The organism is Bacteroides sp. RTP21281st1_H5_RTP21281_210402 (assembly GCF_040918965.1).
Classification (GTDB): Bacteria; Bacteroidota; Bacteroidia; order Bacteroidales; family Bacteroidaceae; genus Bacteroides; species Bacteroides congonensis.
The window spans coordinates 1-2,041 of record NZ_JBCOWR010000048.1 but is presented as its reverse complement, the minus strand read 5'-3'; the positions used below and the strand labels follow the sequence as shown (position 1 = coordinate 2,041).

Sequence of the window (2,041 nt, the reverse complement as noted above, 5' to 3'; positions counted from 1 at the left end):
AGACTAAAAGCGGGATGGGATGAAAAATATTTGTCACAACTTTTACAGGAAAATAATTTTTAATGCGTCTGCCCTGCTTATTGAAAATCTATTGATTACAGTAGCATAATCTTTGACTGTCAGCTAGTTATAATGAAAATGAACGATAGCTTTACTACAGTTCATTAAGCCTTGATGATCAGACTATGAGAATACTATTTTTGATGCATGAGAAATGCCGGTAATAGGATGAGAAATGCATTATTTTAAGCGTATTTTCTTGATAAAATCATGAGAAATACATGTAAATAATTTTATTCTCATAATATATGAGGTTGGTAATCAGATGAATATTCTTTCCTATGAGAATATGAGAAATGATTTTGTTTTTTTATTCTAGAAACGCGTGGGCATGCAATTGGTGTCGTTTTGCGGAAAAGAATCTTTTAACCTTGTTATGGGAAATAGTTCTCTTGAAAATATCTATCTTTGCATAACAGGTGTCTTTGTTATAAAAAGAATAGAATATGAGCAATAAAATTTATCCAATTGGTATTCAGAATTTTGAAAAGATTCGTAATGACGGTTATTTCTATATTGATAAAACGGCATTGATGTATCAAATGGTAAAAACCGGAAGCTATTACTTCCTGAGTCGTCCGCGGCGTTTCGGAAAGAGTTTACTCATCTCTACCTTAGAGGCTTACTTCCAAGGAAAAAAGGAACTGTTTGAAGGACTGGCAGTAGAGAAATTGGAAAAGGATTGGATAAAATATCCTATATTGCATCTGGATCTTAATATTGAGAAGTATGATACGCCGGAAAGTCTGGATAAAATATTGAATGATAACCTTGAATATTGGGAAAGCCAATATGGTACCCGTCCGTCCGAGACATCCTTTTCTCTGCGCTTTGCCGGTATCATTCAGCGTGCTTGCGAAAAGACGGGGCAACGTGTAGTTATTCTGGTAGATGAGTATGACAAACCTATGCTGCAAGCCATTGGTAATGAAGAGCTCCAAAAACAATTCCGAAATACCTTGAAGCCATTTTATGGAGCACTCAAAACGAAGGACGGTTGCATTAAGTTTGCCCTGCTTACCGGTGTAACAAAATTTGGCAAAATTAGTGTGTTCAGTGACTTGAACAATCTGGATGATATTTCAATGTGGAATGAGTATGTCGAAATTTGTGGTGTCAGTGAACATGAAATCCATGAAAATCTGGAAACAGAACTTCATGAATTTGCAGCAGCGCGAGGAATTACCTACGATAAACTCTGTGAGGAACTGAGAGATTGCTATGACGGCTATCACTTTACACATAACTCAATCGGCATGTACAATCCGTTCAGCCTGCTTAATGCTTTCAAACGCAAGGAGTTCGGCAGTTATTGGTTTGAAACGGGTACGCCTACCTATCTGGTGAAATTACTTAAAAAACATCATTATGACCTGGAACGGATGGCGCATGAAGAAACTGATGCCCAGGTTCTGAACAGTATAGACTCTGAATCCACCAATCCTATACCTGTGATTTATCAGAGCGGATACCTCACCATCAAGGGGTATGATGAACGTTTTGGAATATATCACCTGGGCTTTCCTAACCGTGAAGTGGAAGAAGGGTTTGTCCGTTTCCTGCTTCCTTTTTATGCGAATGTAAATAAGGTAGAGTCCCCGTTTGAAATTCAGAAGTTTGTCCGTGAAGTGGAATCGGGTGATTATAACTCTTTCTTCCGCCGCCTGCAGAGTTTCTTTGCTGATACTACCTACGAAGTGATCCGTGACCAGGAGCTGCATTACGAAAACGTGCTTTTCATTGTTTTCAAATTGGTCGGCTTCTACGTCAACGTAGAATATAAAACGAGTGACGGGCGCATCGACCTTGTCCTGCAGACTGATAAGTTCACCTATATAATGGAATTTAAACTGAACGGTACGGCCGAAGAGGCTTTGCAGCAGATTAACGACAAGCATTACGCCCTTCCTTTCGAAATGGACGGACGGAAACTCTTTAAAATCGGTGTAAACTTCAGCGCTGAAACCCGCAATATCGAAAA

The 2,041-nt window shown here is 38.9% G+C and carries 1 protein-coding gene; it reads left to right on the top strand.

Features of this window, described 5'->3' with window-relative positions; all coding sequences use genetic code 11:
- Positions 1-506 precede the first annotated feature (506 nt).
- Positions 507-2,041: ATP-binding protein (locus AB5443_RS25240; protein WP_368114594.1), on the top strand; the 1,535-nt coding region annotated here is incomplete at its 3' end.